We start from the raw sequence: 15,727 nt of genomic DNA on the forward strand, positions 1-15,727 counted from the left end.
GCGCCGATAAGATCGGAGTGTGACTGACATCGAGATCGGCCGAGCCAAGCGCGCACGTCGCGCCTACTCCTTCGACGACATCGCGATCGTGCCCTCGCGGCGCACCCGCGACCCCGAGGAGGTCAGCACGGCCTGGCAGATCGACGCCTACCGCTTCGAGATCCCGGTCGTGGCGGCGCCGATGGACTCCGTGATGTCCCCGGAGACCGCGATCGCGTTCGGCCAGTTCGGCGGACTCGGTGTCCTCGATCTCGAAGGCCTCTGGACCCGCTACGAGGACCCGGAGCCGCTGCTGGCCGAGGTAGCCGAGCTGCAGGGCATGGCCGCCACCCAGCGGATGCAGGAGATCTACGCCGAGCCGATCAAGGCAGAGCTGATCACCGCGCGGCTGCGCCAGATGCGTGAGGCCGGCGTCACCGTCGCCGGTTCGCTCTCGCCGCAGCGCACCAAGGAGTTCGCCAAGACCGTCGTCGACGCCGGCGTCGACATGTTCGTGATCCGCGGCACCACGGTCTCGGCCGAGCACGTCTCCAGCCAGGCGGAGCCGCTGAACCTCAAGGAGTTCATCTACGAGCTCGACGTTCCGGTCATCGTCGGTGGCTGCGCCACCTACCAGGGCGCGCTGCACCTGATGCGCACCGGCGCGGCCGGCGTCCTGGTCGGCTTCGGCGGAGGCGCGGCGCACACCACCCGCACCGTGCTCGGTGTCGCGGTACCGATGGCCTCGGCCGTCGCGGACGTAGCCGCAGCACGTCGTGACTACCTCGACGAGTCCGGCGGCCGCTACGTCCACGTCATCGCCGACGGCTCGATCGGCAAGTCCGGCGACCTCGCCAAGGCGATCGCCTGCGGTGCCGACGCCGTCATGGTCGGCTCGCCACTGGCCCGCGCCGACGAGGCGCCCGGCCGCGGCTTCCACTGGGGCGCGGAGGCGTGGCACAGCAAGCTGCCGCGCGGCCAGCGCGTCGAGTTCGGCACCGTCGGTTCGATGGAGGAGATCCTCTTCGGCCCGTCGCGGGTCTCCGACGGCACGATGAACCTGATCGGCGCGCTGCGCCGCTCGATGGCCACCACCGGCTACACGGAGCTCAAGGAGTTCCAGCGGGTCGGGGTCGTCGTCCACTGATGCGGATCGCGGTCGGGCAGGGCACAGCAGAGGCGGGGGAGATCGCCGTCAACGTGGCGAGCTCTGCCCGGCTGGCCCGTTCGGCGGCCGACGCGGGCGCCGAACTGCTGGTCCTGCCCGAAGCCTTCCTCTCCGGCTACTGTCGGGCCAGCTTCGAGGCCGCGCCGCCCACCTTGGCGGCGCTCACCGTTGCCCTGACGCCGCTCGCCCAGGTGGCGCGTGAACGACAGCTCACCGTCGTCGTCTCGACGCCGGTGCAGCGCGAACAGTCCCGTACCCTCTCCACCGTCGTGGTGCGGCCCGACGGCTCGGTGAGCGCGCCGTACGACAAGCAGCATCTCTCCGGGTACGAGCACGACTACTTCGTGGCCGGTACGCATGGCGCCTCGATCTCGCTCGGCACCGTCGAGGCGGGGTTGGCGATCTGTTACGACTCGTCGTTCCCCGAGCATGCCCGAGCGGCCGCCGTCGACGGAGCCGTGCTCTATGCGATCTCGGCGGCCTTCTTCCCGGGGGGCGGCCACCGTCGCGACCTCTATGCCGCCTCGCGGGCGCTCGACAACGGCATGTACGTCGCCTTCTCCGGGCTGACCGGGTCGTGTGGCGACGAGCAGTTCATCGGCGGGTCCGCGATCTACGACCCCGAGGGCCGTTGTCTGGCCCGTCTCGGTACCGACGAGGGCGTCGTCGTGGCGGAGCTGGACCCCGCGGTCGTGGCACAGACCCGCCGGGACCACCCGATGCTCGCCGATCTGCGCGATCTCGGGCCACGCCAACGGTGATGCCGCTCGTCGTTGGTCGTTGCCTGCAAGACTGAGGCCATGAACGCCAGCGGTGAGCAGCCCCAGGTTCGTTCCGGCGCACTGAGCCCTGCAACACGGGAACAGGCCTTGGAGACGTTGGCCGCGGCCGGCGCGAGCGGCGCCGAACTCGACGTCCTGGTGGTGGGTGGCGGCGTCGTGGGTGCCGGGACGGCGCTCGATGCGGTGACCCGTGGCCTCTCGGTCGGGCTGATCGAGCAGCGCGACCTCGCCTCCGGCACGTCCAGCCGGAGCAGCAAGCTGATCCACGGCGGGCTTCGCTATCTGGAGATGTTCGACTTCGGCCTGGTCCGGGAGGCGTTGACGGAGCGCGGTCTACTGCTGACCCGGCTCGCGCCGCATCTGGTCAAGCCGGTGCCGTTCCTCTACCCGCTGCACAACAGTTGGGAGCGGCCCTATGTCGGCGCCGGGCTGGCGCTCTACGACACGATGGCGCACACCGGTCGCTACGACGCCGGCCTGTCGCGGCACCGGCACCTGTGGCGGCGGCAGGTCGCCCGGATCGCTCCGGACCTGCGGACCGACGACCTGAGCGGCGCGATCCGCTACTACGACGCCCAGGTGGACGACGCCCGCCTGGTGCTCACCATCGCCCGGACGGCGGCCCACTACGGAGCGGAGGTGGCGACGCGGACCAGGGTGATCGGCTTCCTGCGCGAGGGGGAGCGGGTGGTCGGGGTCAGGGCCCGCGATCTGGAGAGTGGCACCGAGTTCGAGGTCCGAGCCCGGGTGGTGGTCAATGCGGCCGGGGTCTGGACCGACGACATCCAGGAGTTGGTCGGCGGCCGGGGCGCACTCAATGTCCAGGCCAGCAAGGGGATCCACCTGGTAGTGCCGCGCGACCGGATCCGGTCGGAGTGCGGCTTCATCACCCGGACCGACACCTCGGTGCTCTTCGTGATCCCGTGGGGCCGGCACTGGATCATCGGCACCACCGACACCGCGTGGAACTTCGACAAGGCGCATCCGGCGGCGTCGCGGGCCGACATCGACTACGTACTGGGCCATGTCAACAAGATCCTGCGAGAACCGTTGGAGGCTGACGACGTCGAGGGTGTCTACGCCGGGCTGCGCCCATTGCTGACCGGGGAGTCGGAGCCGACCTCGAAGATCTCCCGTGAGCACACGGTGGTCACGCCGGTGCCGGGTTTGGTGATGATCGCCGGCGGCAAGCTCACCACCTACCGGGTGATGGCGAAGGACGCGGTGGACGCCGCCGCCCACTCGCTGGCGACGACGACCAATGCGGTGGTCCGCGACTCGATCACCGACCAGATCCCGCTGCTCGGGGCCGACGGCTACCTGGCCCGGGCCAATCAGCGGGTCGCGCTGGCCCGGAAGGCGGGCCTGCACGTCAGCCGGATCGACCATCTCCTGGAGCGGTACGGCGCGTTGGTCGACGACTTCGTGGTGCTACTCGGCACCCGCCCCGAGCTGGCGGTGCCGTTGGCCGGTGCCGACGACTACTTGGCGGCTGAGGTGGTCTACGCGGTCACCCACGAAGGCGCGCAGCACCTCGACGACGTCCTGGTGCGGCGGACCCGGATCTCGATCGAGACCTTCGACCGGGGTGTGGACGCCGCCGAGCCGGTGGCCCGGTTGATGGCCGACGAGTTGGGCTGGGACGAGCAGCGGATCGCCGATGAGGTCGACCACTACCTACGGCGGGTCGAGGCTGAGCGGCGGAGCCAGGCGAAGGTCACCGACCAGGAGGCCGATGAGGCACGGGTTCGGCCGCGGCACCCCGCCTGAGCGGGTTCGTTGACAAAAAGTTCTGAGATGTCAAGAGCGCAGAGCCCTACCGCCGAGTAGCACGGTCGCCTAGGCTCGGCACCATGAGCCAGCAGAGTCCCAACCCCGGCCCCCTCGTCGGCGGCCCGAACGACCCTGAGCACGACCCGAGCGCCTCGTACGCGTTGGACCGTGATCTCACCGAGCGGCTGACCCGACGGATCCTGTCGACGTCGGGTGAAGCGGTGCTCTCGCACGCCCCCGGCACCGGGCAGCCGCTGGCCCACATCCCGCAGTCCAGCGACGCCGACGTCGAAGAGGCGTTCAAGCGCGCCCGCCGTGCGCAGGCAGCCTGGGCGCGAACCTCCCTCGATGTGCGTGCCGAGCTGATGCTCCGCCTCCACGACCTGGTCCTGGACCGCGCCGAGGAGATCTGCGACATCACCGTCTGGGAGTCCGGCAAGGCCCGCAAGGAGGCCTACCTGGAGGCGTACCACGTGGCGTTGACCGCCCGGTACTACGCGCGCACCGCGCACAAGCACCTCGACTCCGAACGGCGCTCGGGCGTGCTTCCGCTGGCCACCCGGATCGACGTCAACCGGGTGCCGAAGGGGATCGTCGGCATCATCTCGCCGTGGAACTACCCGTTCACGATGGCGCTGTGCGACGGTCTTCCGGCGCTGATGGCCGGCAACGCGGTGGTCAGCAAGCCTGACAGCCAGACCATGCTGACGGCGCTGCTCGGCGCCGAACTGCTGGACCAGGCGGGCTTCCCGAAGGACCTGTGGACCGTCGTCGCGGGCCCCGGATCACGGGTCGGGACCGGGATCATCGAGCGTTCCGACTACGTCTGCTTTACCGGCTCGACGGCGACCGGCAAGCGGGTCGCGGCCGGCTGTGCCGAGCGGCTGATCGGCTGCTCGCTGGAGCTCGGCGGGAAGAACCCGATCCTGGTCCTGCGTGACGCCAGCATCGAGAAGGCCGCCGAGGGTGCCACCCGGGCCGCCTTCTCCAACGGTGGGCAGCTCTGTGTCTCCACCGAGCGGATGTTCGTCGCCGACGAGATCTACGACCGGTTCGTGGAGCGGTTCGTGGCGCGCACCGAGGCGCTCGCGCTGGGCTCGGGACACTCCTGGGAGACCGACATGGGCTCGCTGATCTCCCAGGATCAGCTCGACACCGTGCAGGCGCACGTCAACGACGCGGTGGCCAAGGGGGCCCGGATCCTGGCCGGTGGCCGCCACCGCCCCGACCTCGGCCCCTACTTCTTCGAGCCGACCATCCTCGAGGGTGTCACCTCCGACATGGTCTGCCATGGCAACGAGACCTTCGGCCCGGTGATCTCGCTGTACCGGTTCAAGAACGAGACCCAGGCGATCGCCGCCGCGAACGAGGGCAACTACGGCCTCAACGCCTCGATCTGGACCCAGGACGGCAAGCGCGGCCGGGCGATCGCCCGTGAGATCAAGTGTGGCACCGTCAACATCAACGAGGCCTACGGTGCGACCTTCGCCAGCCTCGACGCCCCGATGGGCGGGATGCGGGAGTCCGGTACCGGACGGCGTCAGGGCCCCGAGGGCATCCACCGCTACACCGAGGTCCAGGCGGTCGGAACGCAACGGGTGTGGGGCTTCCGGCCCACCCCGGGGATGTCGAACGAGATGTTCAGCAAGGTGCTGACCTCCAGCGCCCGGCTGTTCAAGAAGCTCGGTCGCCCATGACGGCGCACTATGACGTCGTCATCATCGGTTCGGGGTTCGGCGGCTCGGTCTCTGCGTTGCGGCTGACCGAGAAGGGATACAAGGTCGCCGTCCTGGAGGCCGGAGCGCGGTTCGCCGACGACGAATTCCCCGAGACCTCCTTCGACGCCAAGCGGTTCCTGTTCCGCCCGGAGCTCGGCTGCTACGGCATCCAGCGCATCGACATGGTCAAGGACTGCCTGATCCTCGCCGGCGCAGGCGTCGGTGGTGGTTCGTTGGTCTACGCCAACACGCTCTACGAACCGCTGGACGCCTTCTACCGCGACAAGTCGTGGGCGCACATCACCGACTGGAAGCAGGAGTTGGCGCCCTACTACGACCAGGCCAAGCGGATGCTGGGCGTCGTCGAGTACCCGCGGACCACGCCGTCGGACAAGGTGATGCAGAAGGTCGCCGAGGAGATGGGCGTGGGCGACACCTTCCACCCGACGCCCGTCGGCGTCTTCTTCGGTGGACCCGGTGCGGAGCCCGCCGAGCAGCACAGCGACCCGTACTTCGGCGGGGCCGGGCCGGACCGCAACCCGTGCCGCAACTGCGGTGAGTGCATGACCGGATGCCGCCACAACGCCAAGAACACCCTGGTCAAGAACTACCTCTACCTAGCCGAGGAGGCCGGCGCCGAGGTGCACCCGCTGACCACGGTGACCCGGGTCCGGCCGCGGCCGGACGGTGGCTACCGGATCGACACCCGGTGGACGAAGGCGAAGTTGAGCCGCCGCTCCGCAGTGAAGACGTTCACCGCCGACCAGGTGATCTTCGCGGCCGCCGCGATCGGCACCCAGAAGCTGCTCCATCAGCTCAAGGCGGACGGCGACCTGCCCGGCATCTCGGACCGGCTCGGCGTCCTCACCCGCACCAACTCCGAGGCGATCCTGGGCGCGATCTCGCCGCGTGACGACGTCGACTACACCGAGGGCGTGGCGATCACTTCGTCCTGGCACCCCGACGAGGTCACCCACATCGAGCCGGTCCGCTACGGCAAGGGCAGCAACATGATGTCCCTGCTGCAGACGGTGCTGACCGACGGCGACGGCGACCGGCCGCGCTGGCAGACCTGGCTCAAGCAGATGTGGGCCGAGAAGGCGAACGTCGCGAAGCTCTACGACATGAAGCACTGGTCGGAGCGGACCGTGATCGCGCTGGTCATGCAGACCTTGGACAACTCGATCACCACGGTCCGCAAGACGGGACCGTTCGGGATCTCCTGGCTCTCCTCGAAGCAGGGCCACGGGGCGCCGAACCCGAGCTGGATCCCGGTCGCCAACGTCGCGGTACGCAAGATGGCCGAGACGATGGGTGGCGGCACCGCTGGCGGCAGCATCGGTGACCCGTTCAACGTCCCGCTGACTGCGCATTTCATCGGCGGTTGCACGATCGGCGACTCGCCCGAAAGCGGCGTCGTCGACGCCTATCAGCGGGTCTACGGGCACCCGGGTCTGCACATCGCGGACGGCTCGACGATCTCCGCGAACCTGGGGGTCAACCCGTCGCTCACGATCACCGCGCAGGCGGAGCGAGCGATGGCGTTCTGGCCGAACAAGGGTGAGCCGGACGCCCGCCCGGAGCTCGGCTCGGAGTACCAGTCGATCGAGCCGATCGCACCGAACCGGCCGGTGGTTCCACCGACCGCTCCGGCGGCTCTGCGGCTGCCGATCGTCGGCGTCAGCTGAGGGTCGGCGCGGGCAGGAGAAAATCTGATTCAACGACGCGCGTTTGGGGCGTAACTCCCGCCTACGCGCGTCGTTGAGTCATCGGGTCCGACAGTCATGCTCCCTCCCACGTCGGGCCCCGCGTCCAAGCTCCTGTCCATCAGAAGCGTGGGCAATCAGGGCCCGACCACCCTCCCTCCCCGGTCGGGCCCTGATCGTATTTCCCACCGGGGTTGCCGAAGTCGGAGCTGCGGCTGAGGGCGGATAGAATCAGCCGTCTCCACGCCGTCCGCTGAAAGGCACCAGAGAAATGACCGCAGGGTCGGACCACGACCTCGTCCTCGTCGTCGATTTCGGCGCGCAGTACGCCCAGTTGATCGCGCGGCGCGTGCGGGAGGCCCGGGTGTACTCCGAGCTGGTTCCGCACACCATGCCGATCGACGAGATGCTGGCGCGCAACCCGAAGGCGATCATCCTGTCGGGTGGGCCTTCCTCGGTGTACGCCGACGGCGCTCCGACCATCGACACGGCCGTCTTCACCTCGGGTGTCCCGGTCTTCGGCATGTGCTACGGCTTCCAACTGATGGCCGCTGGCCTGGGCGGCGAGGTCGCCGCTACCGGAGCCCGTGAGTACGGCCGTACCGCCGTCACGGTGAGTGAGCCGGGCACGCTGCTGGCCGGTCTTCCGACCGAGCACAACGTCTGGATGTCGCACGGCGACTCCGTCGTCGCCGCGCCCGAGGGCTTCACCGTGCTGGCCGCCACCGAGATCGTGCCGGTCGCCGCCTTCGAGAACCTCGAGGCGAAGCTCGCTGGTGTGCAGTGGCACCCGGAGGTGCTGCACTCGGAGAACGGCCAGCGGGTTCTCGAGCACTTCCTGTGGAACATCGCCGGCTGCCGTAAGACCTGGACGATGGCCAACCTGGTCGAGGAGCAGGTCGCGCTGATCAAGGAGCAGATCGGCGACGGTCAGGCGATCTGTGCGCTCTCCGGCGGCGTCGACTCCGCGGTGGCCGCGGCCCTCGTGCAGCAGGCGATCGGCGACCGGCTGACCTGCGTCTACGTGGACCACGGGATGATGCGCCAGGGCGAGACCGAGCAGGTCCGCAACGACTTCGAGGCGGTCTTCGACACCCTCGACGTGGTCGACGCCTCCGAGCAGTTCCTGGGCAAGCTGGCCGGCGTCACCGACCCGGAGACCAAGCGCAAGATCATCGGTCACGAGTTCATCAACACCTTCGACGAGGCCCAGGTGAGGGTCTTCGGCGAGCTGCCGGCCGGGGCCACCGCGTTCCTGGTCCAGGGCACCCTGTACCCCGACGTCGTCGAGTCGGGTGGCGGCGCGGGTACCTCCAACATCAAGTCGCACCACAACGTCGGCGGTCTGCCGGACGACATGAACATGGAGCTCGTCGAGCCGCTGCGGAACCTCTTCAAGGACGAGGTCCGTGCCGTCGGTGAGCAGCTCGGCCTGCCCGAGCGGATGGTCTGGCGTCAGCCGTTCCCGGGCCCCGGCCTGGGTATCCGGATCATCGGCGAGGTGACCCGCGAGCGTCTCGACATCGTCCGCCACGCCGACGCGATCGCCCGCGAGGAGATGACCGCCGCCGGTCTCGACCGCGACATCTGGCAGATGCCGGTGGTGCTGCTGGCCGACGTCCGCTCGGTCGGTGTCCAGGGCGATGGTCGTACGTACGGTCACCCGATCGTGCTGCGTCCGGTCACCTCCGAGGACGCGATGACCGCCGACTGGGCGCGGTTGCCGTACGAGGTGCTGGAGAAGATCTCCACCCGGATCACCAACGAGGTGGCCGACGTAAACCGGGTCACCGTCGACATCACCTCGAAGCCCCCGGGCACCATCGAGTGGGAGTGATCCCGCACTGAATGTCACGAACGCCCCGGCTTCCGTACTGGAAGCCGGGGCGTTCGCGTTCTTTGCTCACCCGGATGACAAGTTCCGGCACCGGATCTCGGAGACCGGTCGCGGACCTGGAGAACTCCTTGACGCCGTCGCCGAAAGGTTGGAATCTCGGAGCAGTCAGCCAACCCGAGCGAGGCACGATGAGCAGAGAGCAAGCAGCCGGATGGGCGGCGGCGGTGGTGGTCCTGAGCGGTGCACTGGCGTCGTTCGCGCCGGCGATTGCCGACGATGCTTTTCGCGAGGCGCCGAAGCCTCGAACGGACCGCGAACCGTCGGTCCGACCTGAGCTTGAGCCGTACCTTCCCAAGGTTCCGGTCACCTTGGACTACCTCATCGACTACGAGCGGTCGATGGACCCCGCTGGCACTTCGGCCGCTTACGTCTGCGCGAATGAGGGCGATGAATCTCTGACGGTCGTCTTTGGCAAGCAAGCGCCACCGAATGCGGTGGCCGACCTCAACCCCGGCCCTGGGCCGGAGGAGTCAGGCGATTATGAGCCGCTCGATCCGTGCGAAGGAAAGACCCTCACCGTGGGCAGGGAGCAACGGAACTGATCTCGACAAGCTAGATCAGCTGCTCGTTGGTCGAGCTTGTCGAGACCGCTGAGACCGGCCCGGTGGTCGAGACCGTCGTGGCCCCGGTGGTCGAGCTTGTCGAGACCACGCCGATGCCTCCGGCGGCCGGGTAGGCGCCGGCGGTGGTGTTGTCGTTCAGTCGAGTTGGATGGTGCCGAATGCACTGACCAGCCAGGTCTCGCCGTGCTTGTTGTGCCAGGTGTAGGTGCCGTCTCGGTTGCGGACGTAGCGCCAGCCGGCAAAGGTCTTTGCGAGGTGATGACGGCGACACAACGGCGCCAGATTCTCGGGCGTGGTTTGGCCCGGTGGGCCACGCAGTTCGGAGGTGCCCGCGTCGTAGGGGTTGATGTGGTCGAGGTCTGCGTCGGCAGATGTGCGGGTGCAGTTGGGGAAGACGCGGCCCGAGCCTGTCGGTGTCAGCGAGGGTCAGGTCGTCGGCGCCGAACAGGTCCGCGAGTGTGGTGTGCACGAACACCCGCAACCCCCGCCGCGACTTGCGCCCCCGTTGGTCGAGCTTGTCGAGACCATTTCCATCCCGGTCGTGATCTCGACAAGCTCGATCAACGGTGGCTGGGTCGCCGTCGAGACCTCCGAAGTCCAACGTGTCTTGCGCTTCGGCGATCGAACCGAGCGCCTTGGCCTTGCGCTGGTCGAGAGTGTCGCCGTCGCCGGCACGCTTCAACCGTTCCGCCTCTTCGCAGACCAGGTCGTGGAACCGGGCCAGGTCGAGGGAGTCGCCGATGACGTCGAGCGTCGAGGTACCGGCAGCAGTTCCGTCAGAGCCGTGTTTGTGGGTGAGCGTGACACCCCAATCGGACTTCGAGAGTGGGCCGGTCTTGTCGCGGATCAGTTCGGGGTGGAACTTCGCGACCGCCATCGCCAACATCCGCTCGATGGTCTTCCAGCCGTAGCGTTCGCCCACCACGAGTTGGGCGTCGAACCATTCAGCGGCCTCAACCGAGAGCTTCCGGGTCAGCTCCGCAACGCGGCGGGCTTTCCAACCGGGGACTTCGAGAAGTTCGACCTTCGCCCACAACCGGGGAAGGCGGTGGTGCAGATCCAGCGCATCGGCCAGCAGTGACAACGCGGCATACCGCGAAACGCCCGCTGCTGCCGTGAACTCCTCGGCCGCGAACGCTGCCACCGCCGGGGTGCCCTGACCGCCGAGTACGTCGTCCAGATCCAGGGAAGCGAGTGCCGGGTCGTCGCACAAGGAGGCTGCTGAGACGCGGTCGACCACCGGGTTGAGCACGCACCATTGGTGTGCCAACCGGAGTTGCCGCCGCGCCATCACGAACGCCTGTTCGCGGCCCTGGGAGATCACCCCAAGCAGGCACCCCGCATCGAGGTCGGTGACCTCATACGGAACATGCTTGGCGTCGATCTCGATCATGAAGTCAGTAGATCAGAACGGTCCGACAGAACTATTGCGGTCAAACTTCGGCGAGCGACGCGCACCAATTGCCGGGTTAACCTGCGTGCATGATCCGCCACCTGTTCTTCGACGCCGACGGGGTGCTGCAACGGGTGCCTGACGGTTGGCACGCGGCCGCTGAGCCGCTGCTGGGTCGGTATGCGGACGAGTTCCTGGAGGAGGTCTGGCGCGAGGAGCGCACGGCGTTGTTGGGGAACGACACCATGCTTGCCGTGATCACCAGAGTGCTGGACAGTCTGGGCTTGGAAGCGGACCCACTGGAACTGCTGGTGGGGCTCTGGCACCAGGTCGAGGTCGACGCCGAGGTTGTGGCACTCATTCGGGAGCTGCGTGCTTCGGGCTTTCGCACCTATCTCGCGACGAACCAGAACCCGGAGCGACTTGAGTACCTGCGCGACGGTTTGGGCTATCGGGACCTGTTCGACGGGTTCGCCTGCTCGTGCGAGTTGGGCGTGATCAAGCCGCAGCCGGAGTTCTTCACCCGGGCGCGCCGCTTGGCCGAGGCGGAGCTGGGGGAGGTGCTGCTCATCGACGATTCGCGGATCAACGTGGCGGCGGCCCAGGAGGAGGGTTGGTCTGCCATCTGCTGGAACAACCGTGAACCCCTCGCACGGCTGCGCGCGGAGTTCGCGGGCCTCAGCTGAGAGCCCAGGCAAGCAGCCTGCCCTCTCGGAGGTCGAGCTTGTCGAGACCGCGGTCGTTGTGGTGATCTCGGCAGGCTCGATCAGCGGTGGGGCGCCCGGTGGTCGAGCTTGTCGAGACCGCGGTCGTTGTGGTGATCTCGGCAGCCTCGATCGGCGGAGGTCCGCAGAACGCACGTTGCCCGGCACCGCAAGCGCGGTACCGGGCAACGAGCTAGAGCTGGATCAGGAGTTGTTCGACTCCTGGGCGTCCTGACGGCGGGTGGCCGCCAGACTGACGATCGCGGTCACTGCCAGGGTGCCTACGATCACGACCAGCGAGAGCCAGATCGGGATGTCGGGAGCCCACGAGATGTGCTCGCCACCGTTGATGAACGGCAGCTCGTTCTCGTGCATCGCGTGCAGGATCAGCTTGACGCCGATGAAGGCCAGCAGGAACGAGAGGCCGTACGAGAGGTAGATCAGGCGCTGCAACAGGCCGCCGATCAGGAAGTACAGCTGACGCAGACCCATCAGTGCGAACAGGTTCGCGGTGAAGACCAGGTACGGGTCCTTGGTGAGGCCGTAGATGGCGGGGATGGAGTCGAGCGCGAAGAGCAGGTCGGTGGTGCCGAGCGCGAGGATCACCAGGAACATCGGGGTGATCATCCGCTTGCCGGCCTGCTTGATGGTCAGCTTGGTGCCGTGCCACTCGCTGGTCGCCGGGAGGTGCTTCTCGGCGAACTTGACCAGCTTGTTCTCCTCGAACTCGTCCTCGTCGTCGTGCTGTCCTTCACCGGCGAGCTTCACCGCGGTGTAGATCAGGAAGAGGCCGAAGATGTAGAAGACCCAGGAGAACTCGTTGATCGCGGCCGCGCCGACCACGATGAAGATCGCACGCATGATCAGGGCCAGCACGATGCCGATCATCAGCGCCGTCTGCTGGTACTGCCTCGGCACACCGAACTTCGTCATGATGATGATGAAGATGAAGAGGTTGTCGATCGAGAGTGAGTACTCGGTCAACCACCCGGCGAAGAACTCAGCTCCCGGGTTGGGCGACAACTCGTGCGGCTCGGCGAAGATCAACAGGCAGACGCCGAAGATCACCGCCAACCCCACGAAGAAGGCTAAGTGGCGGCTTACCTCGGCCATCGACGGCTCATGCGGCCGACGCGCGATGACGAGCAGGTCGACCATCAGGACGCCGATCAGGACGACCAGGGTGACGCCCCAGACCAGGGGTGATGCGACTGAGTCGCCAAAGATTGCGTTCACGTGCGGATTCGCTCCTCCGGAGTGACGTGTGGTGCAAGGTAGGGGTGAGCCTACGCCTGCCTGACAGGGACTCCGGAGGTCTCTTCCGCCCGCGTGGCGGGCCGATGGCGCCGGGGTGAGCCAGGCTCACCCGTGATGACGACGTCACCGCGAAAGGAATACTCCCCTCCGATTACAACGTGGCGAAGTCTTTCATGCCGGTGGACATTGCGACGAACCGGCGACCCTCGGTTCAGCCGAGGGTGAGCTGCGGGCGGCCGTAGTTCGTGGTCCGCTGCCTGACCGGACGACCGATGCCGACCCCGATCTCCTCCAGTTCGGCGACCGTCTTCGCGGAGCCGTGCTCGGAGCCGGCCATCCGCGAGATGGTCTCCTCCATCAGGGTGCCGCCGAGGTCGTTCGCGCCCGCCTGGAGCATCGCGCGGGTGCCTTCGATGCCGAGCTTCACCCACGAGGTCTGGATGTTGTCGATCCGGCCGTGCAGCATGATCCGGGCCAGGGCATGGACCGCGAGGTTGTCCCGCAGCGACGGCCCCGGGCGGGCGACGCCGGCCAGGTAGATCGGCGCCGACGTGTGCACGAACGGCAGCGGCACGAACTCGGTGAAGCCGGCCACGCCCGCCTCCCGCGCTGTGTCCTGGACGCCGGCCAGCACCTTCAGGTGGTTGACCCAGTGTCGCGGGTTGTCGACGTGGCCGTACATCATCGTCGAGCTGGACCGCACCCCGACGCGGTGCGCCGTGCTGACGATCTCGATCCAGGTCGCGGTCGGCAACTTGCCCTTGGTGAGGATCCACCGGACCTCGTCGTCGAGGATCTCGGCGGCGGTGCCCGGGATGGTGTCGAGGCCCGACTCCTTGGCCCGGGTCAGGAAGTCGGCGAAGGAGAGTCCGGTCCGGGAGGAGCCGTTGACGATCTCCATCGGCGAGAAGGCGTGCACGTGCATCTGCGGGACCCGCGCCTTAACCGCAGCGGCCAGGTCGAAGTACGCGGTGCCGGGCAGTTCCGGGTCGATGCCGCCCTGCATGCAGACCTCGGTGGCCCCAAGCTGCCAGGCCTCCTCGGCCCGATCAGCCACCTGGTCGAGCGAGAGTGAGTAGGCGTCGGCGTCGCTCTTGCGTTGGGCGAAGGCGCAGAACCGGCAGCCCACGTAACAGACGTTGGTGAAGTTGATGTTCCGGTTCACCACGTAGGTGACCTCGTCGCCGACCACCTGACGGCGCAGCTCGTCGGCCAGTGCCGCGACGTCGCGCAGCAGGTCGCCCTCAGCGGTGATCAGAACCAGCGCATGTTCGGCACTCAGTTCGCCCGGGTCGCGCTCGGCTGCCGCCAGCGCGGTGGCCTCGGCGCTGCGAAGGCCGGGTGTCCCGGCGACAGCGACCTCCTCGGCGGCTTGGCGGACCTCGTCCCAGTCGCCGTAGACATGGGAGAAGTCGCTACGGCGGTCCTCGCTGCGGCCGGTGGTGTCGATGCTGGTGAAGAGGTCGGTCCGCCCCGATCCGGACAGTTCCTCCTCGGGCTCCTGCCAGGGGAGGCCCTCGGGCCGGACCCCGGGAACCGCCAGGCCGGCGTCAGGGCCCTCGGTGATCGCGAGGGCAGCGACGTGGCCGTGGATCCGTGGGTCGAGCCACGTTGTCGGCCGGTTCACGTACTCGGGGTGCGCCGTCAGTCGAGGTCGGAGGTCGAAGCCGCACTGCGCGGTGAGGGCGCGCAGCCGCTCCAGCGAAGGCCACGGGCGTTCGGGGTTCACGTGGTCCGGCGTCAGTGGAGAGACGCCGCCCCAGTCGTCGACGCCGGCCGCCAGTAGCGCGCTGCACTCGTCGAGTGAGACCAGGTTCGGCGGCGCCTGGACGCGCATCTTCGGACCGAGCACGATCCTGCTGACGGCGATCGCGGCGCGGTACTCGTCGAGCGCCAGGTCGTCACGGTGTCGGGCCGCGGTGTCGGGCTTCGCTCGGAAGTTCTGCACGATCACCTCTTGCAACGCACCGTAGCGACGGGCGTTGGCGCGCAGCGCGAAGATCGTCTCGGCGCGTTCGGTGAGGGACTCGCCGATACCGACCAACAGGCCGGAGGTGAACGGGATCGAGAGCCGGCCGGCGTCCTCGAGCACCCGTAGGCGCACGGCCGGATCCTTGTCGGGCGAGCCGTAGTGGACCGCACCCTTGGTCTCGAAGAGACGCCGCGAGGTGGTCTCCAGCATCATCCCCATCGACGGTGCTACCGGCTTGAGCCGGTTCAGCTCCTCCCAGCTCATCACCCCGGGGTTGAGGTGGGGCAGCAGCCCGGTCTCCTCAAGAACCCGGATCGCCATCGCCCGGATGTAGGAGAGCGTCGAGTCGTAGCCTCGCGACTCCAGCCACTCCTGGGCCTCCGGCCACCTCGCCTCCGGGCGGTCGCCCAGGGTGAACAGCGCCTCCAGGCAGCCGAGCTTCGCGCCCTCGGCGGCGATGGCGACGATCTCGTCGGGGGAGAGGAACGGCGATTCGAGCTTGCCGGGGACGGTGACGAAGGTGCAGTAGTGGCACCGGTCGCGGCAGAGCCGGGTGATCGGGATGAAGACCTTGGGGGAGTAGGTGACGACGCCGGGACGCCCGGCGCTCTCCAGGCCGGCGTCGCGGACCCGGGCCGCGATCGCGCAAAGGGCGTCGAGCTCAGCGCCGGAGGCGGCGAGCAGCGCGGTCGCTTCGCCGACGTCCAGGGTGGCGCCGCGGTCGGCGCGGGCCAGGGAACGGCGGATCTGCTGGGGCGTGGCAGACACAGGAAGTCCTCCAGGCGGTGTGGGGCGTGCAGGAAACAGCACAACAC

Annotated in this window: 11 protein-coding genes; 8 read left to right on the forward strand and 3 right to left on the reverse strand. The window is 68.1% G+C overall.

What is annotated here, in order from left to right; genetic code table 11:
* Positions 1 to 19 precede the first annotated feature (19 nt).
* The 7 genes from ACLM5J_RS17170 (at position 20) to ACLM5J_RS17200 (ending at position 9,565) form a co-directional block, all read left to right on the forward strand.
* A complete protein-coding gene (locus ACLM5J_RS17170; RefSeq protein ID WP_413657706.1) occupies positions 20 to 1,126 on the forward strand; it encodes a GuaB3 family IMP dehydrogenase-related protein in 1,107 nt (368 codons plus the stop codon).
* Positions 1,126 to 1,908, forward strand: coding sequence for a carbon-nitrogen hydrolase family protein (locus ACLM5J_RS17175; protein WP_413657708.1), 783 nt, complete (start codon positions 1,126 to 1,128; stop codon positions 1,906 to 1,908). The genes ACLM5J_RS17170 and ACLM5J_RS17175 overlap by 1 nt, the downstream gene beginning before the upstream one ends.
* Before the next feature lie 39 nt (positions 1,909 to 1,947).
* Entirely contained in the window at positions 1,948 to 3,699 is a 1,752-nt protein-coding gene (locus ACLM5J_RS17180) for a glycerol-3-phosphate dehydrogenase/oxidase (protein WP_413657709.1), read from the forward strand.
* 83 nt (positions 3,700 to 3,782) lie between these two features.
* On the forward strand, positions 3,783 to 5,399 hold the full coding sequence (locus tag ACLM5J_RS17185) for a succinic semialdehyde dehydrogenase (protein WP_413657711.1): 1,617 nt from the start codon (positions 3,783 to 3,785) through the stop codon (positions 5,397 to 5,399).
* Positions 5,396 to 7,108 (forward strand): GMC oxidoreductase, encoded by a 1,713-nt coding sequence (locus ACLM5J_RS17190; RefSeq protein ID WP_413657712.1) that lies wholly within the window; start codon positions 5,396 to 5,398, stop codon positions 7,106 to 7,108. The genes ACLM5J_RS17185 and ACLM5J_RS17190 overlap by 4 nt, the downstream gene beginning before the upstream one ends.
* 289 nt (positions 7,109 to 7,397) lie before the next feature.
* Entirely contained in the window at positions 7,398 to 8,963 is a 1,566-nt protein-coding gene (guaA, locus tag ACLM5J_RS17195; RefSeq protein ID WP_413657713.1) for a glutamine-hydrolyzing GMP synthase, read from the forward strand.
* A gap of 188 nt (positions 8,964 to 9,151) precedes the next feature.
* Positions 9,152 to 9,565, forward strand: coding sequence for a hypothetical protein (locus ACLM5J_RS17200; protein ID WP_413657714.1), 414 nt, complete (start codon positions 9,152 to 9,154; stop codon positions 9,563 to 9,565).
* Positions 9,566 to 9,575: 10 nt separating this feature from the next.
* On the opposite strand, the gene ACLM5J_RS17205 is transcribed toward ACLM5J_RS17200, so the two are convergent.
* Entirely contained in the window at positions 9,576 to 10,979 is a 1,404-nt protein-coding gene (locus ACLM5J_RS17205) for a hypothetical protein (protein ID WP_413657715.1), read from the reverse strand.
* Between the two features lie 89 nt (positions 10,980 to 11,068).
* Here ACLM5J_RS17205 and ACLM5J_RS17210 point away from each other — a divergent pair, with 89 nt between their 5' ends.
* A complete protein-coding gene (locus ACLM5J_RS17210; protein ID WP_413657716.1) occupies positions 11,069 to 11,665 on the forward strand; it encodes an HAD family hydrolase in 597 nt (198 codons plus the stop codon).
* A 222-nt stretch (positions 11,666 to 11,887) separates the two neighbouring features.
* On the opposite strand, the gene ACLM5J_RS17215 is transcribed toward ACLM5J_RS17210, so the two are convergent.
* Together ACLM5J_RS17215 and ACLM5J_RS17220 are read right to left on the reverse strand one after the other, a co-directional pair.
* Positions 11,888 to 12,919, reverse strand: coding sequence for a TerC family protein (locus ACLM5J_RS17215; RefSeq protein WP_413657717.1), 1,032 nt, complete (start codon positions 12,917 to 12,919; stop codon positions 11,888 to 11,890).
* A gap of 232 nt (positions 12,920 to 13,151) precedes the next feature.
* Complete coding sequence (locus tag ACLM5J_RS17220; protein WP_413657718.1) at positions 13,152 to 15,680, reverse strand: bifunctional FO biosynthesis protein CofGH; 2,529 nt, start codon at positions 15,678 to 15,680, stop codon at positions 13,152 to 13,154.
* Positions 15,681 to 15,727: the final 47 nt, after the last annotated feature.

This window comes from Nocardioides sp. Bht2, assembly GCF_047308515.1.
Classification (GTDB): domain Bacteria; phylum Actinomycetota; class Actinomycetes; order Propionibacteriales; family Nocardioidaceae; genus Nocardioides.

Coding starts and splice junctions, on each gene's coding strand:
- ACLM5J_RS17180 (WP_413657709.1), top strand. CDS start 1,948: ATGAACGCCAGCGGTGAGCAGCCCCAGGTTCGTTCCGGCGCACTGAGC.
- ACLM5J_RS17190 (WP_413657712.1), top strand. CDS start 5,396: ATGACGGCGCACTATGACGTCGTCATCATCGGTTCGGGGTTCGGCGGC.
- ACLM5J_RS17210 (WP_413657716.1), top strand. CDS start 11,069: ATGATCCGCCACCTGTTCTTCGACGCCGACGGGGTGCTGCAACGGGTG.
- ACLM5J_RS17205 (WP_413657715.1), bottom strand. CDS start 10,979: ATGATCGAGATCGACGCCAAGCATGTTCCGTATGAGGTCACCGACCTC.
- ACLM5J_RS17185 (WP_413657711.1), top strand. CDS start 3,783: ATGAGCCAGCAGAGTCCCAACCCCGGCCCCCTCGTCGGCGGCCCGAAC.
- ACLM5J_RS17200 (WP_413657714.1), top strand. CDS start 9,152: ATGAGCAGAGAGCAAGCAGCCGGATGGGCGGCGGCGGTGGTGGTCCTG.
- ACLM5J_RS17175 (WP_413657708.1), top strand. CDS start 1,126: ATGCGGATCGCGGTCGGGCAGGGCACAGCAGAGGCGGGGGAGATCGCC.
- guaA (WP_413657713.1), top strand. CDS start 7,398: ATGACCGCAGGGTCGGACCACGACCTCGTCCTCGTCGTCGATTTCGGC.